At 70.3% G+C, this 25,526-nt stretch carries 23 protein-coding genes and 3 tRNA genes; 10 read left to right on the forward strand and 16 right to left on the reverse strand.

The genetic code is table 11. The features are described 5' to 3' along the window. Positions 1-54: 54 nt before the first annotated feature. Positions 55-1,158: a PH domain-containing protein gene (locus AB1046_RS11275; RefSeq protein WP_369375310.1), complete on the forward strand. Its 1,104-nt coding sequence runs from the start codon at positions 55-57 to the stop codon at positions 1,156-1,158. A gap of 58 nt (positions 1,159-1,216) precedes the next feature. On the opposite strand, the gene AB1046_RS11280 is transcribed toward AB1046_RS11275, so the two are convergent. The 8 genes from AB1046_RS11280 to AB1046_RS11315 all read right to left on the reverse strand — a co-directional run bounded on the left by AB1046_RS11280 (position 1,217) and on the right by AB1046_RS11315 (position 6,139). Beyond that, positions 1,217-1,289, reverse strand: a tRNA-Glu gene (locus tag AB1046_RS11280). Between the two features lie 37 nt (positions 1,290-1,326). Further along, positions 1,327-1,399: transfer RNA gene (locus AB1046_RS11285), tRNA-Glu, on the reverse strand. Positions 1,400-1,490: 91 nt separating this feature from the next. Further along, a tRNA-Gln gene (locus tag AB1046_RS11290) sits at positions 1,491-1,562 on the reverse strand. A 117-nt stretch (positions 1,563-1,679) separates the two neighbouring features. Further along, positions 1,680-2,495: an HAD family hydrolase gene (locus tag AB1046_RS11295; protein ID WP_369375312.1), complete on the reverse strand. Its 816-nt coding sequence runs from the start codon at positions 2,493-2,495 to the stop codon at positions 1,680-1,682. Next, positions 2,492-3,631 carry a lysostaphin resistance A-like protein gene (locus AB1046_RS11300; protein ID WP_369375314.1) on the reverse strand — a complete coding sequence of 380 codons (1,140 nt, stop codon included), beginning with the start codon at positions 3,629-3,631 and terminating at the stop codon, positions 2,492-2,494. The genes AB1046_RS11295 and AB1046_RS11300 overlap by 4 nt, the downstream gene beginning before the upstream one ends. A 79-nt stretch (positions 3,632-3,710) precedes the next feature. After that, a complete protein-coding gene (gltX, locus tag AB1046_RS11305) occupies positions 3,711-5,216 on the reverse strand; it encodes a glutamate--tRNA ligase (RefSeq protein ID WP_369375316.1) in 1,506 nt (501 codons plus the stop codon). Then, positions 5,197-5,640, reverse strand: a complete 444-nt coding sequence (locus AB1046_RS11310) for a hypothetical protein (RefSeq protein WP_369375318.1) — start codon at positions 5,638-5,640, stop codon at positions 5,197-5,199. Before AB1046_RS11310 ends, gltX begins: the two co-directional genes overlap by 20 nt. 73 nt (positions 5,641-5,713) lie before the next feature. After that, positions 5,714-6,139 (reverse strand): hypothetical protein, encoded by a 426-nt coding sequence (locus tag AB1046_RS11315; RefSeq protein ID WP_369375320.1) that lies wholly within the window; start codon positions 6,137-6,139, stop codon positions 5,714-5,716. A 177-nt stretch (positions 6,140-6,316) separates the two neighbouring features. Here AB1046_RS11315 and AB1046_RS11320 point away from each other — a divergent pair, with 177 nt between their 5' ends. Then, the gene (locus tag AB1046_RS11320; RefSeq protein WP_369375322.1) at positions 6,317-7,456 is read left to right on the forward strand and encodes a DNA alkylation repair protein; all 1,140 of its coding nucleotides are present in this window, start codon (positions 6,317-6,319) and stop codon (positions 7,454-7,456) included. Positions 7,457-7,686: 230 nt separating this feature from the next. On the opposite strand, the gene AB1046_RS11325 is transcribed toward AB1046_RS11320, so the two are convergent. Together AB1046_RS11325 and AB1046_RS11330 are read right to left on the reverse strand one after the other, a co-directional pair. Continuing rightward, on the reverse strand, positions 7,687-8,454 hold the full coding sequence (locus AB1046_RS11325; RefSeq protein WP_369375324.1) for an NUDIX hydrolase: 768 nt from the start codon (positions 8,452-8,454) through the stop codon (positions 7,687-7,689). 9 nt (positions 8,455-8,463) lie between these two features. Further along, entirely contained in the window at positions 8,464-9,246 is a 783-nt protein-coding gene (locus AB1046_RS11330) for a fumarylacetoacetate hydrolase family protein (protein WP_369375326.1), read from the reverse strand. Between the two features lie 168 nt (positions 9,247-9,414). Here AB1046_RS11330 and AB1046_RS11335 point away from each other — a divergent pair, with 168 nt between their 5' ends. After that, complete coding sequence (locus AB1046_RS11335; protein WP_369375328.1) at positions 9,415-10,929, forward strand: serine hydrolase domain-containing protein; 1,515 nt, start codon at positions 9,415-9,417, stop codon at positions 10,927-10,929. A 50-nt stretch (positions 10,930-10,979) separates the two neighbouring features. Here AB1046_RS11335 and AB1046_RS11340 read toward each other — a convergent pair whose 3' ends face one another. Further along, positions 10,980-12,032, reverse strand: a complete 1,053-nt coding sequence (locus tag AB1046_RS11340) for a class I SAM-dependent methyltransferase (RefSeq protein ID WP_369375330.1) — start codon at positions 12,030-12,032, stop codon at positions 10,980-10,982. Positions 12,033-12,217: 185 nt separating this feature from the next. Between AB1046_RS11340 and AB1046_RS11345 the strand changes: the two genes are divergently transcribed. Together AB1046_RS11345 and AB1046_RS11350 are read left to right on the forward strand one after the other, a co-directional pair. Further along, positions 12,218-13,648: a heparan-alpha-glucosaminide N-acetyltransferase domain-containing protein gene (locus AB1046_RS11345; protein ID WP_369375332.1), complete on the forward strand. Its 1,431-nt coding sequence runs from the start codon at positions 12,218-12,220 to the stop codon at positions 13,646-13,648. A gap of 124 nt (positions 13,649-13,772) precedes the next feature. Next, on the forward strand, positions 13,773-15,281 hold the full coding sequence (locus AB1046_RS11350; RefSeq protein ID WP_369375334.1) for a heparan-alpha-glucosaminide N-acetyltransferase domain-containing protein: 1,509 nt from the start codon (positions 13,773-13,775) through the stop codon (positions 15,279-15,281). Here the strand turns inward: AB1046_RS11350 and AB1046_RS11355 are convergent. After that, complete coding sequence (locus AB1046_RS11355) at positions 15,250-16,251, reverse strand: PhzF family phenazine biosynthesis protein (RefSeq protein ID WP_369375336.1); 1,002 nt, start codon at positions 16,249-16,251, stop codon at positions 15,250-15,252. The two genes, AB1046_RS11350 and AB1046_RS11355, sit on opposite strands and share 32 nt — an antisense overlap. 151 nt (positions 16,252-16,402) lie before the next feature. Then, on the reverse strand, positions 16,403-17,386 hold the full coding sequence (locus AB1046_RS11360; RefSeq protein WP_369375338.1) for an aldo/keto reductase: 984 nt from the start codon (positions 17,384-17,386) through the stop codon (positions 16,403-16,405). 55 nt (positions 17,387-17,441) lie between these two features. Between AB1046_RS11360 and AB1046_RS11365 the strand changes: the two genes are divergently transcribed. Beyond that, the gene (locus tag AB1046_RS11365) at positions 17,442-18,680 is read left to right on the forward strand and encodes a 3-methyladenine DNA glycosylase (protein ID WP_369375340.1); all 1,239 of its coding nucleotides are present in this window, start codon (positions 17,442-17,444) and stop codon (positions 18,678-18,680) included. A gap of 111 nt (positions 18,681-18,791) precedes the next feature. Continuing rightward, on the forward strand, positions 18,792-19,427 hold the full coding sequence (locus tag AB1046_RS11370; RefSeq protein ID WP_369375342.1) for a lytic polysaccharide monooxygenase auxiliary activity family 9 protein: 636 nt from the start codon (positions 18,792-18,794) through the stop codon (positions 19,425-19,427). 105 nt (positions 19,428-19,532) lie between these two features. On the opposite strand, the gene AB1046_RS11375 is transcribed toward AB1046_RS11370, so the two are convergent. After that, positions 19,533-20,570 carry an IS30 family transposase gene (locus AB1046_RS11375; RefSeq protein ID WP_369375639.1) on the reverse strand — a complete coding sequence of 346 codons (1,038 nt, stop codon included), beginning with the start codon at positions 20,568-20,570 and terminating at the stop codon, positions 19,533-19,535. A 701-nt stretch (positions 20,571-21,271) separates the two neighbouring features. Between AB1046_RS11375 and AB1046_RS11380 the strand changes: the two genes are divergently transcribed. The 3 genes from AB1046_RS11380 to AB1046_RS11390 all read left to right on the forward strand — a co-directional run bounded on the left by AB1046_RS11380 (position 21,272) and on the right by AB1046_RS11390 (position 23,778). Beyond that, a complete protein-coding gene (locus AB1046_RS11380; RefSeq protein WP_369375344.1) occupies positions 21,272-21,916 on the forward strand; it encodes a lytic polysaccharide monooxygenase auxiliary activity family 9 protein in 645 nt (214 codons plus the stop codon). 636 nt (positions 21,917-22,552) lie between these two features. Further along, a complete protein-coding gene (locus tag AB1046_RS11385; RefSeq protein ID WP_369375346.1) occupies positions 22,553-22,675 on the forward strand; it encodes a hypothetical protein in 123 nt (40 codons plus the stop codon). Between the two features lie 299 nt (positions 22,676-22,974). Next, positions 22,975-23,778 (forward strand): phosphotransferase, encoded by an 804-nt coding sequence (locus tag AB1046_RS11390; RefSeq protein WP_369375347.1) that lies wholly within the window; start codon positions 22,975-22,977, stop codon positions 23,776-23,778. Here AB1046_RS11390 and AB1046_RS11395 read toward each other — a convergent pair. Beyond that, the gene (locus AB1046_RS11395; RefSeq protein ID WP_369375349.1) at positions 23,718-23,939 is read right to left on the reverse strand and encodes a hypothetical protein; all 222 of its coding nucleotides are present in this window, start codon (positions 23,937-23,939) and stop codon (positions 23,718-23,720) included. The two genes, AB1046_RS11390 and AB1046_RS11395, sit on opposite strands and share 61 nt — an antisense overlap. Beyond that, positions 23,920-25,275, reverse strand: a complete 1,356-nt coding sequence (locus tag AB1046_RS11400; protein WP_369375351.1) for a DUF418 domain-containing protein — start codon at positions 25,273-25,275, stop codon at positions 23,920-23,922. Before AB1046_RS11400 ends, AB1046_RS11395 begins: the two co-directional genes overlap by 20 nt. Positions 25,276-25,526 lie beyond the last annotated feature (251 nt).

Below are 25,526 nucleotides of genomic sequence, written 5' to 3' on the forward strand. Positions count from 1 at the left end.
GCAGGGTCGGCGACGAGACCGGCCAATCCGAACGCACCCCCCGGGGAGACCCGCATGAGCGCTACAGCGGACTTTGTCATCCGCAACCGCGCCATGCAGCGCTACATCCTCGCGAACGAGAAGATCGTCATCGCCACCCACCGGCACTGGGCCAAGCTGTGGGAGCCGATCCTCACGACGTCCGGTGCGTTCGTCCTCGCCGTGGCCCTGCTCGTCGCCGTCGACCCTGACGTCCGCGACGGGCTGGCCTGGGTGTGGTTGCCGTTCCTCGTCCTGGGCGCGCGGTTGCTTTACAAGTGGCTGGACTGGCGGGCCGAGTGGTTCGTCATGACCGACCGGCGGCTGATGCTGCTCACCGGGTTCCTGGTCCACCGCGTGGCGATGATGCCGTCGGAGAAGGTGACCGACCTCGGGTACGAGCGCACCCCGCTCGGCCAGATTCTCGGCTACGGCACGTTCATCTTCGAGACCGCCGGGCAGGACCAGGCACTCGACCGCGTCACCTGGATCCCGCGCCCCGACTCCCGGTACCGCCTCATCATCGCGACGCTCTTCCACCCCGACGTCGCCGACGCCGAAGCCGCCGCCCAGGCCAACCCGGGCATCCAGCCACAACCCGTCCCGGTGGCGGAGCCGCCCACCGTCACGCCGCCGCCCGCGCTCATGCCGCGGATCGGACGGCGCAGCAACCCGCCCACGCAGCGCATCGAGGTCCCGATCGCCCGGAGCGGTGCCCCGGGGGGCGGTTCTTCTGCGGGCAACTCTGCGGGCAGGCCCGTGAGCGGCAGCGCGAATAATGCCGAGAACAACGCCGCGAGCGGTGCCGTCGGCGGGAGCACGGCACAGGACGCCCCCCAGGAGGGCGAGGACGCCCCGGGCGTCCACTGGTCGCCGACGGGTGCGGCAGCGTCTGTGGCATCCCCTGGGACGGCGTCTGGGGCAGCACCTGGGGCAACGGGAGGCCTGACATCGGCCGATCGGGCCAGGGCGGACTACGCGAGGGCCGAGCGTGCTCGGACCGACCATGCTCGGACCGAGCGGGCACGAGACAGTGCCGACAGCGGGCACGTGCCCGGTGGGCCGACCGCCGACCTGGACACGGCCGAGCAACTGCCCAGCCCGTTCATCGAGGGCGGCAAGGACCCAAAGATCCGCTGACCCGCGAGATCCAGGAACGGCGAAGGGCCCGGTCCGTGTGGACCAGGCCCTTCTGCTGTACCCCCAGTGGGATTTGAACCCGCGCTACCGCCGTGAGAGGGCGGCGTCCTAGGCCGCTAGACGATGGGGGCCTGAACGGACCCGCCGGCCGAAGCCGATGGATCTGCGTACCCCCAGCGGGATTTGAACCCGCGTTACCGCCGTGAGAGGGCGGCGTCCTAGGCCACTAGACGATGGGGGCCTGAACTACCGGTCGTGGACCGGTTTTCGGTGAAAACACTAACGCACCGGACCGTCGACTCACATCGACTACGGGTGCGCTGCGCTCTGCGCTGGGGTACCAGGACTCGAACCTAGACTAAGTGAACCAGAATCACTCGTGCTGCCAATTACACCATACCCCATGGGGGTATGACCGCCTGGATACACCTGTCTCCGACAGGTATTCCGTGGGGGCCCTACCGCTGCAGAACACTACCTGACCCCGGACGATGGGCAAAACGGAAAGAGCGTGCCGTCCGTCACGCGCCGTAATCGAGGGCCGCAGGGAGGTCCGCCAGCGTCTCGATCACCACGACTCCGGCCGCTCGCAGCGCGTCCGGATCCTGCACGTCCCGCACGGCTGCGTCCTGCCCGGCAGGCAGCACAGCGTCTGTACGCCCGACGACGGGCAGCGCAAGACCGCCGTAGCCGGGACCGCGCCTGTGGCCCGCTCGGTCCAGCCAGACGCCCGTCAGACCCGCCTCGTGGGCCGCCAGCGCGTCCACGGTGGGCTCGTCGCCCACGTACGCGGTCCTGGCCGGGTCCGTACCCAGCAGACGCGCCCCCTCGAGGAAGACCCGGGGGTCGGGCTTGCCGAAGCCCAGGGTGTCCACGCCGACGAGCACGGGCAGGTCGGCCAGCCCGGCCAGCTTGAGCTTGCGCTCCTGCAGCTCGGTGGCGGCGTTCGTCACCACACCGACGCGGATTCCCGCAGCGACGACGGCGTCTACCGCGGCGCGGGCGTCGTCGTGCGCCGTCCACGATTTCTCGAACGTGCCCCAGAACAGCTCGTCCCAGGCCTCGAAGGAGGACTCCGTGACGGGCGCGGCGCCGAACGTCTCGTGCAGCAGGGCTGCCCGGTGCCGGCGCTGCGTCAGGTGGTCCATCTCGCCCCGGGTGTATCGGCTGTAGTAGCCGCCCGGGTCGGTGCGCCAGTGCGACAGGATCTCCGGATCGCGGTCGGGAGAGATGTGCGGCAGGTGCTGTGCCCGCACGACCGCGAGCGCGAGCGCGAAGGCGCCCTTGGTGTCGACGAGGGTGTCGTCGACGTCGAAGAGGATGCCGTCCAACGTCATCTGTTCTCCCCCTTCACCGGGCCGACTTCAACCGCGCCGCTAGTTGCGGGGTCGGTCACCATCCGGGCGGGCTTGCGGCGTCGTGCCCACCACAGCAGGACTGCAGTCGTGACGACCGTGATGCTGATGCTGACCGCGCCGTCGAGCGGCGCCACCTCGGTGATCAGGAGCGACTCCGCGAGCCCGTCGTAGGCGATGGCGAAGCCGAACGCCAGCAGGTTGTTCGCCACGTGCAGTGCGACGGCGCACTCCAGCCCACCTGTACGCCAGACGAGCACGCTCGCGAGCAGCCCGAACACGAGGCGGTCGGCGAACAGCCACGGGCTCTGCGCGCCGTGCGCGAACGCGAACAGGAGCGCCGTCACGACGGCGGGCACGATGACGGCGAGCCAGCGCCACCTCAGCATGCTGCCGATCCACTGCGAGAGCCAGCCGCGGAAGAAGTACTCCTCGCCTGCTGCCTGCAGCGGCGTGGTCAGCAGGACCACCAGGGAGAGCGCGACCCAGCCGGACGCGGGGGTGAGCGGCCACAAGCCGGAGTCGTCGGAACTGGCACCGGAACCGGTGCCGTCGTCGCCGGCAGGAAAACCGAGCTGCGTCAGGAGGATGTCGCTACCCAGGTGGAGCGGCACCAGGAGCAGCAGCGTGATGCCCAGGCCGCCGAGGAGCAGACGCCAGCGCACGCGCCCCAGCACCGACGACACCAGGCCCGCCGACGCCCGGCCCGCACGGCGGGTCTGCGCCCAGGTCGCCGCCAGTGCCAGCGGGATGCCGAGCGCGAGGATCAGATTGGTCACGAGCATGCCGACCGGGGAGACGAGGAATGCGTCCGACGCCGGGTCCAGTAGCTGCGCGCCCAGCGACTCCGCAATGACGTAGGCGAGGACGACGAGCAACAGCGCTCCGGTCAGCACCGCGAGGCCGGCCGCCGTCGTGGCCAGCCCGAGCAACGGGCGCCACCACCTGTGCCACGGCCCGCGCAGGGCCTGCGGATACTCGCGCGGGGCCGGGGTAGTCGTAACGGGGATCTGCGCAACGGGGATCTGCGCAACAGGGATCTGCGCAACGAGAGGCGGCGCAACGAGAGGCGGCGCTACAGGGGACGGCGCGGTGTCAGGCGTCATGGCGTCGGTCACGCCCGACACGTTAGACCAGGTCCCCGACACCCCGCTCACCCCAGCCCGCGTCACCCCAGCCCGCGTCACCCCGGCGCGGTCACTCGGCCCCGGTCGGCGCCTCTGCTGCGGTTCGGGTCGCGATCTCGGTGAGGCGGGCCAGAGCTGCGTCGATGCGGGCGAGCGTGCGCTCCCTGCCGAGCACCTCGAGCGACTCGAACAGGGGCAGGCCGATCCGGCGTCCCGTCACGGCGACCCGGACCGGGGCCTGCGCCTTGCCCAGCTTCATGCCGTGCGCCTCGCCCACCGCGGTGACGGTGTCCTTGAGCGTCTCGGACTCCCAGGCGAGCCCCGTCTCCGCGAGAGCGACCCGCACGTCCGCGAGCAGCTCCGGCGCACCGGCCTTCATCGCCTTGTTCCAGGAGTCGTCGTCGGTGATCGGAGCGTCGAGGAAGAGGAAGTCGACGTTGTCCGTGATCTCCGCCAGCAGAGCGATGCGGGAGTGGGCAAGCGGTGCGACGGCGTCGAACACCTTCTGGTCGAACTGCTCCTCGCTCCACGGCGCGTGCGGGGCGTGCAGCCAGGGGTCGCAGGCCGCGGTGAACTCCGGCACGCTCAGCGCGCGGATGTACTCGCCGTTGAAGGCCGTGAGCTTCTTGATGTCAAAGAACGCGGGCGCGGAGTTGACGTCCTCGATCTTGAATCGGCTGATCATCTCGTCGAACGGCAGGATCTCCTCGTCGTTGCCCGGGGACCAGCCGAGCAGCATGAGGTAGTTCACCATCGCGGCGGGCAGGTAGCCCTCCTCGAAGAACGACTCGAGGGACACCTTGTCGCGTCGCTTCGAGAGCTTCTGCCGCTTCTCGTTCACGAGCACCGGCAGGTGCGCCCAGACGGGCGGTGTCGCGCCGAGCGCCGCCCACAAAAGCTGCTGCTTGGGGGTGTTCGGCAGGTGCTCCTCGCCGCGGATGACGTGCGTGATGTGCTCGTCCATGTCGTCTACGACGTTGGCCAGCAGGAACACCGGTGTGCCGTTGCCGCGTGCGATGACGAAGTCCTCGAGAGACTCGTTCGGGAACGTGGGGTTACCGCGGATCAGGTCGACTACGTGCGTCTCCCCCTCGTCAGGGGTACGGAACCGCAGTGCCCGGCCCTCGGCGTACTCCAGGCCACGGTCCCGGCAGAACCCGTCGTAGCCGGCGTGCTGGGAGCCGGTACGCGCTACGAGCACTTCACGCGTGCAGTCGCAGTAGTACGCAGCGCCGGACTCGAACAGACGCGCCGCCGACTCCTGGTGCAGCTCCACGTTCTTCGACTGGAAGTACGGCCCCTCGAAAGCCGGATCCTCAGTGCTGATCCCCAGCGACTCCATGGCCGCGAGGATCCCGTCCACCCACTCGGGCTGGTTGCGGGAGGCATCGGTGTCCTCGATACGCAGCACGAACGTGCCGCCCTGCTGCTTCGCCACCGCCCAGTTGAAGAGCGTGGAGCGCGCGCTACCCACGTGGAACATGCCAGTGGGCGATGGAGCGAATCGGACACGGATCGGAGAGCTGCCAGGAGCGGGGAACGTCACGAGGGCAAGCCTAGGCGGTGGCACCGACACGACGCTCTGTCCGAGCCCGCAGATCGCCGACCAGGAGCCCGACGGCGTAGGTCAGCCACGTGGGAATCGACGCGAACGCGGCCACGTAGAGGACGAGCAGGTCCCACTCCTCGTCGTCGTTACGCCAAGGCTCGTCGGAGACGTAACGGAGCACGAACACGACGGCGACCAGCACGAAAGCAAGGCCCAGCGCGGCCCATGCGTTGCGAACACCCAGCAGCCGGAACAGGCCGACGGCGACGAGGACCGCTATGAGCACGACGGCGGTCACTGCGAACGTGACCAGGAGGAAGGTACCCAACCCGCTCAGCAAGTCAGAGACCGGCGTCAGTCCGGAGACGATTGCCATATAGCCCAGCGACAACACCAGGGTGACGCCGAACGCCACGGGGGTCAGGACGAGGAAGCGCCGCACGGTCTCCATGGGCCAATGGTGACTGGCCGGAGCAAGGATGACCAGCAATCTCCGCCCGCTCGTCGAGCGCGTGCTCCCGCGGTCACTCCACAGCGTCCATCGCCCGGTTCCGGGACCTCCGGTCCCGCCGGCCACGGATCAGGAGCCCGACGGCGTAGCCCACCCAGGTAGGGACCGACGCTGCAGCGGCCGCCACGACGGGAAGCAGGTTCCACCCCTCGTCGTTCTCCGGCAAGGATGCGGCGATCATGGCGTAGATGACCGCACAGATGACGGCGGCCAGGCAGACGGCAACACCGAGCACGGCCCAGTCGTTGCGGACACCCAGCAGCCGGAGCAGGCCGATCGCGAGGAGGATCGTCAAGAAAGCGCCGACAGTCACAGCGAGCGCGGCCACGAGGCCGATCCCGAAACCGGCCCACGAGAAGTCCCAGCTCGTCTGGAGTATCACGAGCACCACCGCGGTGACGCCGAACGCCACGGGGGTCAGCACGAGGAAGCGTCGCACGGTCTCCATGGTTCATGTTGACCGGCAAGCGGCGCGATGACCAGCAATCTCCATCGCACACTGCGGCCAGCTCACGCTGCCGCCCGACTGTCTGTACGCCCGACTGTCTGTGTCAGTGGCGCCTGGTACTCATGTCCTTGACGGATGCGACTACGAACGTGACAGCGGAGGACCTGTATGCCGTTTGCCGAAGAGCTCATCGGAGCCCGCACGGTGCGTGCGCTGGCGGCCGCCCTTGAGACCGCACGGCCAGGCACGGAGCCGACGACGCTGCGCGCCACCGAGCAGGTGCTCGACCCACTGCCTCTGCGGGAACGCAGCGACCTGCTGCGCGACGCCCTGCTCGCTGACCTCCCCAGCGACTACGCCTCGTTCGCCGCGACCGTGCGCGTCGCGGCCGAGCGTGTCCCCTCGTTCACGGGCTGGCTGATCTGGCCGGTCACGAGCGCCGTCGTCGTCCGGGCCCTCGAAGACGGGTCCACGGCGGCCTTCGACGACGCCCTCGCCCTCCTGGCAGAGCTGACCCCGCGGCTGACCGCAGAGTTCGCGATCCGGGGGCTGCTGGACCATGACCTCGACCGCGCGCTGGTGACCGTTCTCAAGTGGACCGCGTCCGACGACGAGCACGTGCGCCGGCTCGCGTCCGAAGGCACGCGCCCCTTCCTGCCCTGGTCGATCCGCGTGCCCGGGATCCTGGCCGCCCCGCGTTCCACCCTCCCGATCCTGCACGCCCTGTACCTCGACGATTCGGAGTACGTACGCCGCTCGGTGGCCAATCACCTCAACGACCTGAGCCGGAGCGAGCCGGACCTGGTCGTCGAGACCGCGACGGCCTGGCTGGCCGCGCCCGGCGACGGCGCGAGCCGCGAGGACACCCAACGGCTGGTGCGGCACGGCCTGCGCACCCTGGTGAAACAGGGGCATCCAGGGGCGCTGGGGCTCCTCGGCTTCACGCCTGCCGACGTCGAGGTGATCGGGCCCGTGCTCACATCCGATACCGTCGGGATCGGCAAGGCCCTGGCGTTCACCGCGTCGGTGCGCAATACCGGGCCGGAGCCCGCACGGCTGGCGATCGACTACGTGGTGCACCACCGCAAGGCCAACGGCGGCCAGACCGGCAAGACGTTCAAGCTGACCACCCGAGACCTCGCGCCGGGTGAGCGCGTCGACATCACCCGCGAGCACTCGTTCCGCGTGATCACCACGCGCAGGTACCACCCCGGCGAGCACGCGATCGAGCTGCAGGTCAACGGGGTCCGGCACGGCCGGAAGACCTTCACCTTGCAGGCGGCTACGCCGTCCGCACAGCCGGCCTAGTCTACGAAGGCACGGAGCTCGTCGAGCATTTCCGGCCGCGCACCAGCGCGGTCGAACGTCTGATCGCGCGTCGATCGGGCTCTACCGACCGGTGCAACGGCTCATGCATCGGCACATGCACCGACTCATCCATCGGCTAGTGCACCGACTGCATCGGCTAGTGCACCGGCTCGTGCATCGGCTCATGCATCGGCTCATGCACCGGCTCATGCACCGGCTCATGCACCGGCTCATGCACCGACTCGTGCACCGACTCGTGCACGGGCGAGTCTCACCGGCTCTGTCAGGTCCCGGTTGGGGAGGGCGTCGACGTCCCACCAGCGCACGTCCAGCGACTCCTCCGAGAGCACCGGCTCGGCGTCAGGAGCCGCGACGGCCACGAACCGTACGTCAAGGTGATGCACCGGCCGATCGGCCTCGCCGGGACTGTCGGTAGTGCCCACACCCTCGCCGGAATCCGGACGGGCAGCAGAGCCCCCGGAAGAGTCCGAGCCCGCAGAGGTCCCCAGGCCGCCGGCAACGCCCGGGCGACAGAACGGCACCTCGTGCTCGTCCAGGTGCACCGGCACGGGATCGACCGACAGCGTCAGTCCCGACTCCTCGCGCGCCTCCCGCTCGGCGGCGCCCGCGAGGGTGCGGTCCCCCGCCTCCAGGTGTCCGCCGAACTGGAACCACCGCCTGGCCTTGGCGTGCATCGTCAGCAGCACCCGCGTGCCGTCGTGAGAGAGCACGAGTGTCGACGCAGTGAGGTGGTCCGGCACGCAGTCGCGGAACACCCCGCTGGGCGACCCTGTGCCTGCATCTGCACCAGTCCCCGCAGAAGGGTCGTGCGTCTCGAGGTGCCAGACATACCGCACGCGGAGGCGTTCCTGCTCCGGCGTCGGGCCGGTCCACGAGCGCAGCACGCGCAGGGCGTCGTCGTGCAGCAGTGCGCCCTGCAGCAGTGCGCCCTGCAGCGGTACGCCGTCGTCCGGCGTCACCTCAGCAGCACCCCTCATCGGCACCCCTCAACGGCGCCGCACCACGGGGTTGGCCAGGACGCCCAGGCCTTCGACCTCGCACTCGACGCGGTCGCCATGGTCGATCTTGCCCACGCCCGCGGGCGTCCCGGTGAGGATCACGTCGCCGGGCAGCAGCGTCATCGCCTCGGAGATGTACGACACGAGGAACGGCACGTCGAAGACCATGTCCCGGGTCCGCCCGTCCTGGCGCAGCTCACCGTTGACGCGCGAGCGCACTCCGACGTCCTCGGGATTGAGGTCCGTGTCGATCCAGGGACCCAGCGGGCACGAGGTGTCGAAGCCCTTGGCGCGCGCCCACTGCCCGTCGGTCCGTTGCGCGTCGCGTGCGGTGACGTCGTTCGCGACGGTGTACCCGAGGATGTACGACCCCACGTTCTGCGGCGTGACGTCCTTGCACACCTTCGAGATGACGACGGCCAGCTCGGCCTCGTAAGAGACCTCCTGGGTGAAGTCCGGCAGCACGATCGGGTCGTCCGGGCCGACGACCGCGGTGTTCGGCTTGAAGAACAGCAGCGGGCTGGTCGGGACGTCGCCACCCATCTCCTTGGCGTGGTCGGCGTAGTTCTTGCCGACGCACACCACCTTGGAGCGCGGGATGACCGGGGCGAGCAGCCGGACGCCGTCGCCCAGCTCGATGCGCTCCCCGGTCGGCATGGCCGGCATGTACATGGGGTCGCCGCCCAGAACGGCGAGGAAGGTCCTGTCACCCTCCCGCTGGACGAGGGCGAAACGGGGGTCGTCTCCGGTGGTGAATCTAGCGATGCGCACGGAGTCAGGGTATGCCCGACGCCGCAGTCCCGGGCGCTCCGGGTCGGTTCAGGGGCCGCTCAGGGCCCTGACCCAGGTCATCCCCGATGACCCGATCCGCGCCGGTCCATAGCGTTCGGACGGGACGCCCCGGCCGGTCGAGACGCCGGGCACTGACGAGGAGCTCGGATGAAGATCGATCGGACCAGGCCGTGGCGGTACGCGGTGCTGCCGGCCGCGCTGATGATGGCCGTGCTGACGGCTGTCGCGCCGACCGCGCCGGCGGGAGCCGCAGTGCACGCCGCCGACAACACGACCAGCGACAGCACGACCGCCGACAGCGCGACCGACATCGACGGCTACCTGGACGAGTACGTCCGGGTCCAGCGGACCCCGGGCCTGGCCCTGGTAACGCTCGCCGACGACGAAGTGCAGGTGCGGGTGCACGGCGTGACCGGCGGCGGCGACCCGGTCGACGAGGAGACGCTGATGCGCATCGGGTCGATGAGCAAGGCGTTCACCGCGCTGGCCGTGCTGCAGCAGGTCGATGCCGGGCGGTTCGATCTCGACGACCCGGTCTCCACGGTGCTCCCGGAGCTACGGATGGCCGACGACCGGTACCGCCGGATCACTGTCGAGGACCTGCTCACCCACCGCTCCGGCCTGGCCGTGACGGCCCTGGAGTACTCGTCCGATCCGGCCTCCGCGCCCGCGGAGACCGTCGCACGGCTGGCCGATGAAGAGCTGGCCGCGGCCCCCGGGACCACGACCATGTACAGCAACGCGGGCTACTCGGTGCTGGCCCGCGTCGTCGAGCACACTTCTGGCACCGGCTTCGACGAGTACCTGGAGCAGCAGGTCTTCGCGCCGCTCGGCATGGACACCACCACGGTGACCGAGCTGTGCGACGCGTCTCCGCCCGGCCTCGCCCGGGGGTTCTCGCTGCTCGGGCCACTCCAGGTGGCGGTACCGGAGCTCCCCCAGGCCTGCGCCGGGAACGGCGGCATCGTCTCCACCGCGCACGACATGACGGCCTGGCTGCGGTTCCAGGTCGGGGACGGGACGTCGCCCACCACGGGCGAGCGCCTGCTCCAGGCGGAGACCTTCCGCGCGTTTCACGACGTACCAGCGGACACCGCCGAGTACGGATACGGATGGCACCGGACCACTACCGAGGGCGAACCGCTGATCGGGCACGGTGGCACGCTGGCAACCTTCGCCTCCGGGATCGAGTTCTCTGCGGTGACCGGGACCGGCGCAGTGGTGCTCGCCAACGCCGCCGGGGAGCCCATGGTGCTGACGCACAACGCCGTCGTGGCGATCGACGGCGGCGCACCGCTGACGACGACGAACGCCTTCGACCCGTTCAACGCAGTCGTCGTCGGGGTCGCGGTGCTCGTCCTGCTGGCCGGGATAGTCGTGATGGTGCGCTCGCGGCGGTGGGCACTCCGCCGAGCGACCGGCTCGCGGCGCGAACTGGTGCTGCGCCTGATCCCGCTCGCGCTGTTCACCGTGCTCGGCGCCGCGTTGCCGTGGCTGGGCGCCACTCTGATCGGCCTCTCCGAACCGGTGGCCGCCTACCGGGTCGTGCTGTGGTTGTATCCGGCGGTCGTGCTGCTCGGTCTGGCGCTCGTCCTAGCCGCCGGTGGCGGGCTCGCGGCCCGCCTCGTGCAGGTCGGGCGCGGGAAGATCAGGCACGGGTAGGTCCGGGTAGGTCCGGCCCAGTCAGGCCGGCCCAGTCAGGCCGGGGCAGGTCAGGCCCGGGCCAGGACCTCGCCGTTGAGCACCGCGAACCAGCCGTCCGGGGCTGCCGCCCACTCGCGCCAGCCCTGGGCGAGCTGTTCGAGCGCGACGTCGTCCGCGAGCGCCGAGTCCTTGGCCTGCACCGCGAAGTTCGACTGGGTGCAGCGCTCGGCCCACAGGCCGCCCCACCAGGTGCGGTCGTCAGGGGTGGCGTAGCACCAGACGCTCGCGCCGGGTTCGATCGAGCCGGGGTCGAACCCGGCGTCGCGTACCCAGGAGGCGAGCCGGCGTCCGGCGTCGGGCTCGAACCCGTAGGTGTGCGTGACCTCGTGGTAGAGCATGTTCCACTCGGTGAGCTCCGGGGACTCCGGGTACCAGGTCATGGCCTCGTAGTCGGCGTCGCGCACCGCGACGAATCCGCCCGGCTTGGCGACCCGCTTCATCTCGCGCAGGGCCGCGACGGGGTCGGACAGGTGCTGCAGGAGCTGGTGCGCGAACACGACGTCGAACGAGCCGTCCTCGAACGGCAGCTCGTAGGCGTTGGCGTGCTCGAAGCTGATGTTCTTGGTGCCGTGCGCGTCGGCGAGGCCGCGGGCGGACTCCAGCACGTCGTCGGACGCGTCGACGCCGACGACGCTGCCCTGCGTGAGCCGTTCGGCCAGGTCGACGGTGACGGTGCCGGGTCCGCAGCCGACGTCGAGCAGCGTCATGTCGGAGAGCAGGTGCGGCAGCAGGAACGCGGCGGAGTTCGCCGCCGTCCGGCGCCGGTGCGAGCGCAGCACGGACTCGTGGTGCCCGTGCGTGTACGACTCGGACTCCTTGGTCAGGTCCGTTCCGGCGACCGGGCTGTCCGCGCCGCCGGTCAGGTTCGAGCGGCTGCTCGGGGCGTCGACCGCATCGATCGGGTCGGTCCCCGCGGGCTGGGCCCGGTCGCGGGACGTGCCGCTGCCGCTCGTGGCTCCCCCGCTCACGACACTCCGGACCGTGCTCCCGGGGGTCTCCCGGGGCAGATTGGTGGACGTGTCGCTGCGGGCCGTGTCGTGCTCGTTGGCGCTGCCGGTCATGGCCGCACTGTATGTGTGCTGTGTGGTGCGGCACATCTGCGTTCTCATCCCTCGGGACGAGCCGCCCGGCGGTCTGCGGTGAACTCGTGGACAGGTAGCAGGTAGCTCGCGGGCAACTCGTGGGAAATTTCGCCCGACGGCGCGGCCCGCGCGCGTCGGCGTCGGCGACACGGAAGGATGCCCGCATGCCCACGCTTGCCCAGCCCACCGACAGGCCGGCCCCGGTCTCCCGTGGCGCCGTCCGCGGAGCCCTCGACCGGATGGGTCGCAACCTGCTCGGCGGCCCTGGCCGCGTCGCCGGGGCGGACATCGCCCGTGGAATCGCCGTGCTCGGGATGTTCACGGCGCACGTAGGCGTCACCTCCGCGGACATCAGCACGCTCGAGGGCTGGCTGAGCCTGGCGCACGGCCGCTCGTCGATCCTGTTCGCCACCGTGGCCGGGCTGTCCCTTGCGCTGGTGACGGGCGGCTCCGCCCCGCTGGTGGGTGCGGCGATGCGTACCGCGCGGTCCCGGATCCTCGTCCGGGCGGTCCTGCTGCTGGCCCTGGTCGCGGTGCTCGACCTCTTGGGGACGCGTGTGCTGCTCATCCTCGGGTTCTACGCCGCGTACTTCGTGCTGGCCCTGCCGTTCCTGCGTATGCCGCCGGGGCGACTGGCCGCGATGGCGGTGATCGTCGCGGTGGTCGGCCCGTTCCTCGTGTACTACGGGCCGGAGGCGCTGGCCAGGTCCGGTCTCCGCGCGCCGCACGACGGTTCTGGCGCCGCCACCGACTTTCTCCTCACGGGCCACTACCCGGCTCTGGTCTGGATGGCCTACGTGCTGGCCGGGCTGGCGGTGGGCCGGTGCAACCTGCGATCGCCGGCGCTGCACCTGGGCCTGGTCGCCGGCGGGTTCGGGCTGGCCGCCGTGAGCTCCATCGTCTCTTCGAGCCTCGTCGCCGGCGCCGGGGGCATCGAGGCCATCGAGGGACAGCTCGCGCTGACGTCGTCCGAGTACGTCATGCCGCCGCCCACGTGGTCCGACCCCTGGCCGCCCCTGGCGGGCCTCTACCTGGAAGGGCCGCACGACGACACGATGTTCGAGGCGCTGGGGTCCGGCGGGTTCGCGCTCGGCGTCCTCGGGCTGTGCCTGCTCATCGGTTCCGGCATCGTGGGCAGGGCCTCGGGTCGAGCTGCGGACAACGCTGCGGATGGCAGTGCGGATAGCAGTGCGGATAGCAGTGCGGGCGGCACAGCAGCGGGCAGTGCAGCGGGCGGCTCAGCAGCCACCACAGCAGGCGGCGCCGGGGGCTCGGGGGTTGTCGGTCGGGTCGTGCGGTGGATCGTGCTGGTGGTCACCGCGCCGCTGGCCGCCGTCGGCGCAATGGCACTGACCGTCTACTCCGTGCAGATCGTCGTCATCTGGTGGTGGACCCTCACCTACTGGGACCTGCTCGACCCCCCGACCAACGAGCCGCTCGGGTGGATGGTGCTCATCACCCTGGCCGTCGCGACACTGTGGCGGGCGCTGTTCGGCCGCGGGCCGTTGGAGCGGCTGTTCGCCGGGGTGGCACAGACGGCGTTTCCCACGCTGCCCTCTGAGTCCCGCCCGTCTCCAGAGTCCCGCCCTGTCTGAGTACCGCCCTGCCTCCTGAATACCGCCCACCTCGCACTTCGGCGGTGTCAGTCTGACGGCGCGGTGTCCAGCCTGACGGCGTGGCCCGCGCGCACCGGCGTCGGCGACACGGAAGTATGCCCGCATGCCGACGCCTGAGCCCTCAGCCGGACCGCCCCCGGTCTCACGTGGCGCCGTCCGCGGCACTTTCGACCGGATGGGCCGCAACCTGCTCGGCGGTCCCGGCCGAGTACCGGGGGCGGATATTGCCCGGGGTATCGCCGTGCTGGGGATGTTCACGGCGCACGTGGGCACCACCTCCGACGACATCGGCACGCTGGAGGGTTGGCTGGGCCTGGCGCACGGCCGCTCGTCGATCCTGTTCGCCACCGTGGCCGGACTGTCCCTTGCGCTGTTCACCGGCGGAGGCACCCCGTTGACGGGCGACGCGATGCGCACCGCGCGGTCCCGGATCCTCGTGCGAGCCGTCCTGCTGCTGGCGTTGGTCGCCGTGCTCGACCTGCTCGGGCCGACCGTGATGCTCATCCTCGGGTTCTACGCCGCGTACTTTGTGCTGGCCCTGCCGTTCCTGCGCCTACCGCCGGCACGGCTCGCCGTCGCCGCGGTGATCGTCGCGGTGGTCGGGCCGTTCCTCGTGTACTACGGGACAGAGGCGCTGGCGCGGGCGGGGCTGCGAGCGCCGCACGACGGTTCGGGCGCAATCACCGACTTTCTCCTCACCGGGCAGTACCCGGCCCTGGTCTGGATGGCCTACGTGTTCGCGGGGCTGGCGGTGGGGCGCTGCGACCTACGGTCGCCAACGCTGCGCCTGGGCCTGGTCTTCGGCGGGTTCGGGCTGGCCGCCGTGAGCGCCATCGTCTCTTCGAGCCTGGTGGCCAGCGCCGGCGGCATCGAGGCCATCGACAGGCTGCTCGCCATGACGTCGTCCGAGTACCTCGGGGAGGTGCCCGCGTGGTCCGACCCCTGGCCGCCGTTGGCGGGACTGTTCCTGGACGGGCCGCACAACGACACCATGTTCGAGGCGCTGGGGTCCGGCGGGTTCGCGCTCGGTGTGGTCGGGTTGTGCCTGCTTGTCGGGGGTCGCGGCGGTGCGGGTGCCGGGGCTGCTACCAGCCGTAGCGCTCGGCAGATCGCGCGGCGGGTGGTGCGGGCGGTGACAGCCCCGCTGGCCGCCGTCGGCGCAATGGCACTGACCGTCTACTCGGTGCAGGTCGTCATCATCTGGTGGTGGTCCCGCGCCGACGTCGACCTGCTTGCCTACCCGATCAACGGGCCGCTCAGCGTGATGGTGCTCAGCGCCCTGGCAGCGGCCACGCTGTGGCGGGCGCTGTTCGGGGGCGGGCCGCTGGAGCGAGTGTTCGCGCGGATCGCGCGGACGGCGTTCCCGACGTCGGAACGCGCGTGGAATGCCGTGTCGGACACCGTGTCGAATGCCGTGTCGGACACCGCGTCGGGTGCATCGTCGAATGCAGCGTCGAATGCCGGGCCGGACGCCGGGCCGGACGCTGCATCGGACCCTGCATCGGAACCGACGTCAGATCCCGTGTCAGATCCCGTGTCAGACCCCGTGTCAGACCCCGTGTCAGACCCAACATCGACGCTCAGAACTCCACCTGACCGACGATCGTCGTGACGGCGTCGCCGCCGACCCACACCTCGCCGTCGGACCGCTTCTCGACGTATACGCGGCCAGCGCGGCCCAGCACGGTTCCCTGCGACGCGACGTAGGACGACGGCAGCACGTCCCCGGCGAGCCACTGCCCCAGGCCGGCGTTGAGGCTGCCGGTCACCGGGTCCTCCGCAGACCCGAGCGCCGGGACAAACGCACGCACCTCCACCGCCGGTCCGCTGGGCTCGCGACTCCCGGCGGTGCCGTGCTCACCGACCTTTTCCTCACTGACCACGCCCTCTCCGGCCACGCCCTCACCCACCGTGTCCTCACCGACCGTGTCCTCACCAACCGTGTCCTCACCAACCGTGTCCTCACCAACCAAGTACTCGCCGACGACGCCGAGCTTCAGGTCTCCCATCGCCACGAAGTCCGGCTCCAGCCCGAGCACTACCTCCGCGTCACGCAGCTGGACCGCCACCCAGCCGGGGCCGTTGTCTACCCAGGCCGAGCGGACGACGTCGGACACGTCGATGCGCAGCGAACGCGCGATCTGGGCGACATCGGCGTCGTCGACGGCTCCGGAACGCACGAGGGGTGGTGCGGCGAACGCCAGTCGCTGCCCGCGAGCTGTAGAGCCGACTGCGGCGTCCCGACGCACCCGGACAAGGCCCACGCCGCACTCCTGGATCACGTCCTGCTCGGCAGGCTCGCCACCGGCCTCCAACCAGGCGTGCGCGGTGCCGAGCGTCGGGTGCCCGGCGAACGGCAGCTCGCCGCCCGGGGTCCAGATCCGCACGCGGTAGTCGGCGCCCCCGTCTCGTCCCGCCGCGGTCGGGGCGAGCAGGAACGTGGTCTCCGACAGGTTGGTCCACCGCGCGAAAGCGGCCATCTGATCGTCGGTGAGACCATCGGCGTCGTGCACGACGGCGACGGGGTTGCCGCCCGTCGGAACCGGCGAGAAGACGTTGACCTGGCGGAACGGGAGGCTCATGCTGCCCACGCTACCGACCTGGGCTGCCGAACGAAGCCGTCGACGGAGCTCAGGCTGGGCCCGTCTCAGGCTGGGCCCAACTCAGGCTCGGCCCAACTCAGACCCGGCCCAACTCAGACCCGGCCCAACTCAGGCCCGTCCTAGGCCCGGCTCAGGCCGGGAAGATCTCGTCCAGCTCCGCGAGGTCCTCCGCCGTCGGCGTCCATGACCAGGCCTGGGCGTTGCTCCGCACCTGCTCGGGCCGGGTGGCCCCCGCGATCACGGACGACACCTCGGGCCGGGACAGCAGCCACGAGAACGCGACGGTGGTCTCGGTCACGCCGCGCTCCCGGCAGAACACGCCGAACCGATCCAGCGCCTCCCACGGCGCGGTCTCCAGCAGGTGGCGCTTCGAGAGCACCAGGCGGGACCCGTCGGGCCGGGCGCCACCCGAGTACTTGCCCGTGAGCAGGCCGTCCGCCAGGGGGAAGTACGGCAGGACGCCGATCCCGAACGCCTTCGCCGCGGGCAGCACCTCACGCTCCAGGCCGCGGGCCAGCAGGGAGTACTGGTTCTGCGCGGAGACGAACCGGGTACCGGCGGCACCCGCCCCGCCGGATCCCAGCGAACGGGCCACGTGCTCGGCGTCGGCCACCTGCCAGCCCGCGAAGTTCGAGTGCCCCACGTAGCGGACCTTGCCGGAGCTGACCAGGTCGTCGAGCGCCGCAAGGGTCTCGTCGATCGGAGTCGCCGGGTCGGGCGTGTGGAGCTGGTAGAGGTCGATCCAATCGGTGCCGAGCCGGCGCAGCGACGCCTCCGCCGCCCGCACGATGTAGCGGCGCGAGCCGCGCGCCCCGAAGTCCACCCCGTTCACGCCGAGCATGTCGAGGCCGAACTTGGTGGCGATCAGCACGTCGTCGCGGCGGCCCTTCAGCGCGGCGCCGAGCAGCTCCTCGGACAGGCCGGGCCGGGCGCCGTACCGGTCGGCGGTGTCGAAGAACGTCACGCCGGCGTCGATCGCGGTGTCGATAAGGGCTTTGGAGCCCTCCTCGGTCTCGGTGACGGCGCCGGGACGACCGAGGTTGTTGCACCCCAGGCCGACGACGGGAACGGACAGGCCGGAGCGCCCGAGGCGGCGCAGGGGAAGATCGGACATGCTCGCACCCTACGACGGCTCCGGGCGTGTGCCGCACCCGTCTTACCCTGGACCCGTGAGCACACTCCTCGGCGGGCCGACGGCGCCCGGTGCGCGCGACGCCGTCGTGCACCAGTCCGAGACGAACCCCGCCGGCAAGATCCCGGGCGACGCACTACGCCCCGAGGTGTGGCTGCCCGTCGCGGCCGCGCACGCCGATCGAGCCGACGCGCTGACCGCCGTCTGGCGCGCGGCCCGCGCCGCGGGCCGCAAGCACGCGATCGAGGACTTCCTCTTCACCTACTACCCCACGCGGATCGCGCACTTGCGACGCTGGCACCCGGGGGCAGGGGTCGCCCTCGCACTGCCCGACGGCGGCTCGGGCCCTGTCGACCGGGACATTGTCGACCGGGGCACTGCCGACCGGGGCACTGCCGACGCCGACGACGCCGGCCAGGGCACGGTCGACTGGGGCATCGCCGACCCCGACGCCGCCGGCCAGAGCGCCGTCGGCCCGGAGACCATCGACCCGGAGTCCATCGACCCGGACGACCGCACCAACTGGCGATGGCACACGGCCACGGCACTCAGGACCACAGCACGGATGACCACGACGCCTTGGACCTCAACGCCCACGACCGGCGCGCCCAGGACCGTCGCGCTCGACATCGACGCCTTCCTTGCCGACCGCGGCGACACCGTGCGGTACGTGCGGGAGCTCCTGTCAGCGACGGCGTCGCGACCCGGAACGTTCGGCTGTTTCGGGCTCCACGAGTGGGCGATGGTCTATCGCGACCGGGAGTCGGGTCGTGACCAGCGGCACCCGCTGCCGCTGCGGCTCGGGCACGCCGGGACGGACGCAGTCGTCGAGGCGAACCCTGTGCGCTGCTCGCACTTCGACGCCTTCCGCTTCTTCACGCCGGAGGCGACCGCCCGGAACCAGCTCCAGCCGTCGCGCGCTGCACAGGTCTCGATGGAGCAGCCGGGCTGCCTGCACGCCAACATGGACCTCTACAAGTGGTGCCTCAAGCTCGGCCCTGCGGTGCCGGGCGACTTGCTGCTCGACGCGTTCGAGCTGGCCCGTGACATCCGCTGGACCGACATGGCCGCCTCCCCGTACGACGTGTCCGAGTACGGCGTCGCGGCGGTCGAGATCGAGACACCGCAGGGCAAGGCGGAGTACGTGCAGCGGCAGCGTGACTATGCGCGACGGTCCGGTGAGCTCCGCCGTCGGCTGCTGGCGGTCTGCGACGCGGTGCTCGGCGACGCGGTGCTCGGCTCGGGTAGCGAGAACTACGTGCCGTCGCCTGCGTAGGTAGTTGCCCTACTTGTCGCCAGGGCCTGCATTTTCTACCGTCGAGACCATCGCACTCAGCACACAGGAGTACATCAGGAACTTTCCAACTTCACACCCGAGGTGAGCCCCATGAGAGTCACCGCACTGCGTACGCCCGCCATGAGAGTCCTGCTCGGCGTTCTCGCCGTCCTGGCTCTGACCGTGACCACCCTGGTCGCCGCACCGAGCTTCATGACCCCCCGGGCCGAAGCCCACGGCTGGGTCGTCTCACCGCCGAGCCGCCAGGATCATTGCGCCAAGCGGACCGTCAGCTTCGACTGCGGCGGCCTCCAGTGGGAGCCGCAGAGTGTCGAGGCTCCAAAGGGCTCGATGCTGTGTTCCGGCGGCAGCCGCTTCACCGTGGTCGACAACCATTCCCTCGCCTGGCCGCGCACGACCATCGGCAGCACGCATACCTTCCGCTGGACGCTGACGGCCTTCCACCGCACCACGAGCTGGGAGTACTTCGTGGACGGGCGGCTCTTCAGGACGATCAACGACGGCGGCGCCACGCCGCCCGCGACCGTCACGCACACGCTCACGGGTCTGCCGAGCGGCAACCACAGGATCCTCGCCCGGTGGAACATCTACGACACGGCCATGGCGTTCTACGCCTGCATGGACGTGAACATCAGCGGCGGCACCGCGAGCGCGGGTACCGGTACGACCGCGGTCGACGCCGGGAAGTCGGTGGCCGGCGGACGCCTGGTGGCGGCGCACCTGTGACGGGTTGTGACTGAGCAGTACGCGTTGTCGTGAACTGGACGCGCAGCACGAACGGCCGGTGTCCGAACGGGCGGTTTCTAGCGGTCTTCGCAACACCTGATGGTCCTAGACGGCTGTCAGTAGATCACGCAGACGCTCGGCTGGAGTTCTCCAGTCGAGCGTCTTGCGTGGTCGGCCGTTGAGTCGCTGGGCGACACGCTCGAGGTCTGTGGCTGTGTGGACTGACAGGTCGGTGCCCTTGGGGAAGTACTGGCGCAGGAGCCCGTTGGTGTTCTCGTTGCTGCCGCGCTGCCATGGAGAGTGCGGGTCGCAGAAGTAGACCGGCACGCCGGTCGCCACGGTGAACTGCTTGTGCGCAGCCATCTCGCAGCCCTGGTCCCAGGTCAGCGACCCGCGCAGGTGCTCGGGCAACGTCTTGATCAGCGGCACGAGCACGTCGCGGACTTCCTCGGCGGTGTGCCCGCCGGGTAGGTGCCCGAGCATCACGTAGCGCGTCGAGCGTTCAACGAGAGTCACGATCGCGGACTGGGAGCCGGTGCCGACGATCAGGTCGCCTTCCCAGTGGCCGGGCACGGCCCGGTCGGCGACCTCGGCAGGGCGCTCGGAGATCATGACCATCTCGTCGACGAACCGGGGCGCGCGCTGCTCTGGGCTCCTGTGCGGTTTGCGGCGAGTGCGTCCGGTGCGCAGCGCATCGGTGACCTCACGTCGTAGCCCGCCACGGGCCTGGACGTAGATCGCCTGGTAGATCGTCTCCGTGCTCACCCGCATGCTCTCGTCGTGGGGAAACTCCTGCACCAGAGCGTGGCAGATCTGCTCGGGCGACCACTGCTCGGCCAGCCGGGCCGCGACATAGTCGCGCAGCGGACCGTCCTGGGCGAGCTTGGACGTCCTGGACCGTGCGCGGCTGGTCGCCCACGCCCGCTGCGCCCGGTGCGGCCGGTAGTCACCCTGGGTCGAGCGGGCGTCGAGCTCGCGCTTGATCGTGGACGCCGGCCGGCCCAGCGCCCGCCCGATCGCCCGCAGCGACTGACCTCGTCGACGCAGATCCGCGATCTGTTCCCGTTCCGCCACCGTCAGGAACCGGGGATGCAGCTGCGCCTCGAGGGCCGCGAGAGACGGCGCCAAGGACGTGGGGACGATGGTGGTCACACCGGTCTTGTAGTCGATCAGACGACCGTCGGGGCGCAGGCGCGTGTGTTTACCCTTGCGGATCCCGTGGTCCCAGTCCTCGGCCGTGCGCTCATGGACCCCGACCTGCGCTGCAGCATCACGTCGTCGAACACCGGCCGCGCGAAGCCGGTCGTACTCCGCCCGCCGCGGATGCCCGGCCCTGCCGGGCTTGCCACGCCCGCGAACACCAGCCCTGCGCGCCCACCCGCCCGCCGTCGCGCGGTTCACACCGACAACCCGAGCAGCACCCGAGATGCTGCCATTCTCCCGGTCCAAGGCCTCGAAGAACCTCGCTCTCAACTCCTCAGAAACCACGATCCCCGCAACTCCCTGAAATCCAGGGTGTTGCGGGGATCGGTAGAACCCGCCACGTCGGACGCCGGCCGTTCGTGCGTTCTCCGGCGGCTGGGCGGCCGACGGCGGGGTGGTTTTACGGCGGGGCGGTTTTACGGCGGGGCGACTGGGGGCAACCGGACGGCGGGCAGGGCGCCGTACCGGCGAACTACGAGGAACCGCGTACGAATTCACCCTCATTGTCAGCAAAGCGAACATTTCCTATGTTCGATGTGTAGGAAATTTCACCCGCAAAATTTCACCCGCGCACGGGTCGTCCCTCACCCTCAGGCCGGCCCACACCGCGAGCCCCGCCCGCGCAACGGAAGGCAATAACCGTGAATCGTGCACGCATCGCCACCCCCCAGCCCCGAATCCTGCTGTCCGCCCTCGCAGCCCTTGCGCTCGCTGCGGCCTTCCTCGTCGCCGCCCCGAGTGCGCTCGTCCCGCAGGCGCAGGCCCACGGCTGGATCACCAGCCCGCCGAGCCGAGCGGACCACTGCGCCAAGGGCACCGTCAGCTTCGACTGCGGTGGCCTCCAGTACGAGCCGCAGAGCATCGAGGCCCCGAAGGGTTCCACACAGTGCTCTGGCGGCAGCCGCTTCACCGTGGTCGACAACGCTTCACTGCCGTGGCCACGCACCAACATCAGCAGCAGCACCACGTTCCGCTGGCAGATCACTGCGAACCACGCCACGTCCACATGGGAGTACTTCGTGGACGGCCAGCTCGTCAAGACCGTGAACGACGGCGGCGCCCAGCCCGGCTCGACCGTCGAGCACACCCTGACCGGCCTGCCCGCCGGGAACCACACCATCTTCGCCCGCTGGAACATCGCCAACACCGTCAACGCCTTCTACCAGTGCGTGGACGTCACCGTCACCGGCTCGGCGTCGGCGAGCTCGGGGGCCGACTCGCAGGCAGAGACTTCGCAGACACAGCTCTCGAGCCTGGGCGCTAGGGGCGCGCTTAGGGCCGTCTGACGCTCGGGCCGGGTGACCCGACGGGGCCGACACCTGACGGGGCCGACCTGACGGGGCCGACCTGACGGACTGACTCGACGGGGCCGACCCGATGCGGCCGACCCGATGCGGCCGACCCGATGCAACCAGCCCAACCGCCCACTGAGGCCGGGTGCCCGACGCCGATCCGCGCGTCGAGCGCCCGGCCTCCATGCTGCCCGTTCGGTCTGCCCCGTCTGGTTGGCCAACCGTGCGGCCCTCTCAGGTTGGCCACTCAGGCCGCCCTCTCAGGCCGGTCGCTCGGTTGCCCTGTCGGGTTGGCCACTCGGGTTGGCCACTCGGGTTGGCCACTCGACTGCTCCCGTGTCGCCCTGTGCCCAAGGAGGCCACAAACCGGGAGCCCTTTTTCACCCGCTCTATGGGACGATGATGGTGTGTCGAGCGCGCTCGTCGGCATCAGTCCGACGCCCGTCGAAGTACCGCCCGTCGTATTTGCCTTGGCCGCACGGTTGCGGTCCGGAGCGACGGTCGTACCCGTGTGGCGCAACGAGTACGGCGGGTTCACGGTCCGGCTCGAGGATCGCCGGAGCGGACCGACCGCGCAGGGCGGCCAGGCGCACGGTCAGTTACCCGCGCCGATGCTGGATCCAACAATCCATGCGGCACCAGATCCGGGACTCGATCCAGCAGGCGTTCCAGTACTGGACCCGCCGTCCGATCCAGCACCCGGGCGCGCCCGTCGGTCCGATAGCGGGACGGTGCGACGGCTGGCCCAGCTGAACTCCACGCTCCAGAACACGGCGCACCAGAGCACCGCACGTCAGAGCACGGCGTACCCGGACAGCAGGCACCAAGACGGTGGCTACCGAGACGGCAGGCATCACGACAGCGGGCACCAAGACAGCGGACACCACGACAGCGGGAACCAAGACGCCCTGCACCAGTTCGAGGCGCCCCAGCATGCAGAACACCCGCACGGGGACCACCAGCACGCGGCACACATGGACGCCGCGCACCAGAACAGCGCGCACCAGCTCAGCTCGAGCACAACAAATCAGTTCGCGGCAGAGCAGAACGCGATGGGACGGAACAGCGTCGGGCGCAAGAACGTCCGGCGCAGGGCGCGGAGCTCGTACCTCAAGTGGGTTCCGTACGCCGCGGCCTGTCCTGACCCGCTCGCTGAGGCCGACCGTCTGATCTGGGCCGGCTCGTACACCCCGGTCCCGCGGGTGCTCGACGTCGGCTGGGACGAACACGGCTCGTGGCTGCTCACGGCAGCGGTCGAGGCCGGCGGTGCGATAACGACGTCGGCCATCGAACCCCAGTGGCGCGCACTGGCGGAACGCTCCGCGATCGCGGTGGGAGTCGGGCTGCGCCGGTTCCACGACGCGCTCCCCACGGACACCTGTCCCTATCTCCGCACAGCGGAGGTGCGGGTCGCCGACCTCGCAGCCGGCCTGACGGCACCGCGCACCGCCACGAAGCGACTCCGAGGGCGACTCCGGGAGCGAATCGCGAATCGAGTCACCGAGCGTGATGCTGAGCCCGCCACTGAGCCTGCCACGATCAGCAGCGCCCTGCGCAACCCACCGCCGGTCGACCGGCTCGTCGTGTGCCACGGCGACGCGACCGTACCGAACACCCTTCTCGACGAGGTCGGCCGGTTCGCGGCACACGTCGATGTCGGCGACCTGGGCGTCGCGGACCGCTGGTCCGACATCGCGGTGACCACGCGCAGCGTCACCCGTCGCTACGGTCCGGGTCTGGAGCCGCTGGTGCTCGCCGCGTACGGCGTCGCCCCGGACCACGAGCGCACCACGTACTACCGAGCACTGTGGGACGCCGAAGAGGCGGTCCGCACCCGGCGCGTGGCATCGCGGTAGGTCGCGAGGCCCGCGAAGCCCGCGAAGCCCGCGAAGCCCGCGAAGCCCGCGAAGCCCGCGAAGCCCGCGAAGCCCGCGAAGCCCGCGAAGCCCGCGAAGCCCGCGAAGCCCGCGAAGCCCGCGAGAGCATCATCAGCGAGATCACCGACGACGCGTGTCATAGACGCGGTGCATCAGCAGCTCGATCGGCCCGCGCGACCACCGACGCAGCCACAGTGGGGCCGCCACCATCAGCATCGTCGAGATGACCGCCCAGATCGCGACAACCTGCCACGGGCTGCCACCGGCGAGCCCCAAGCCCCAGTCGTAGCAGATCGCCGAAGCCAGCACGTTCTGCAGCACGTAGCACGACAGCGCAGTCCGGCCGACCCCTTCGACGCCGCGGTGCAGCAGGCCAGCCAGCCTCCGGCCCGGCGACGGAAGCGGTGAAAGCGCCCGTACTTGTTCCTGTTCCTGCCCCTCTTGTTCCTGCCCCTCTTGCTGGGTCTGTTGCTGGGTCTGCGCCAGTTGCTGGGTCTGCGCCAGTTGCTGGGTCTGCGCCAGTTGCTGGGTCTGCGCCCGTTCCAGCGCCTGCGCCTCTACTTGCGCACGCGCCTGCGCACGCCTCTGTGCCCGGTCAACGAGGGTCGTACCCAGCGCCAGGATGCCGAGAGCGACCAGTGGCGGGACCAGGTATCGGTCCACCAGGAACCAGTCTTGCCCGGCCCAGGTTGTCAGCGCGTTGAGCGGCACACCCGCGCCCAGCCCGACCCACGCGAGCCGACGACGCAGCCGCGCTCCGTCCTCCGTCATGGAGAACATGCCCGCGCGAACGAGGCGTGAGCCCACAAGGAACAGCACGGTGGCCGACGGCACGATCAGGAGGAGCTCGATCCGGAACACCTCCATATGGGTGATCCGGAGCAGCACCTGGTCCAGCCAGCTGGCTGTCGACACATCCGCAGCAGCCCCAGCACCCGAAGCACCCGCTGCAGCGCCGCCCGCACCGGCGGAGACATCAGGCATGGCAACGAGCAGCGCGGTGAGGCCGAGGATCGCCGTCACATAGATCGCAGCAATTACCCCGCCCCAGGCGCGCACCACTCGATCGCTGCGCCCGATCAGGTACGCGGCCAGCACTGACGCGATCGCATACCCCATTAGGACGTCGAACTCGAAGACCAGGATGTAGTGCACCAGACCCTCGACGAACAGGATCGAGGCCCGCAGGGCGTAGCGGCCGGGCCACGGCATGCCGCGCCGGACCATGGACCGGTACTGCAGCTCCAGGCCCACCCCGAACAACAGGGTGAGCAGCCCAAGGAACTTTCCGTTGGCCAGCGCCTGGAGCACCCGCTGTATGGGGTCGGCCATGGCGAAACCGTCGGAGAACCACTCGGCGGGACCGCCAGGCGTGGAAAATATCCAGACGTTGCTGGCGAGCGTCCCCAGAATCGCGATCCCCCGCAGGACGTCGAGCGCGATGATCCGTCCGGCCGGGCTCACCGTGGCGCTCACGGGCGCGCCGGTCGTCGCTCGCTCGGTCGTACCGAAATCGGACGGCGCGGGTTCCGACGTCGCAGGTTCCGACGTCGCAGGTTCCGACGTCGCAGGTTCCGACGTCGCAGTGTCCGACGTCGCAGTGTCCGACGTCGCAGTGTCCGACGTCGCAGTGTCCGACGTCGCAGTGTCCGGACCAGCTGGTGTGTTGGTTGGCATGTGCCGACCCTGCCGTCGCCGGCTCGCGACGTCGTCGGCCAAACTGGCGA

Source organism: Promicromonospora sp. Populi, from assembly GCF_041081105.1.
Lineage (GTDB): Bacteria > Actinomycetota > Actinomycetes > Actinomycetales > Cellulomonadaceae > Promicromonospora.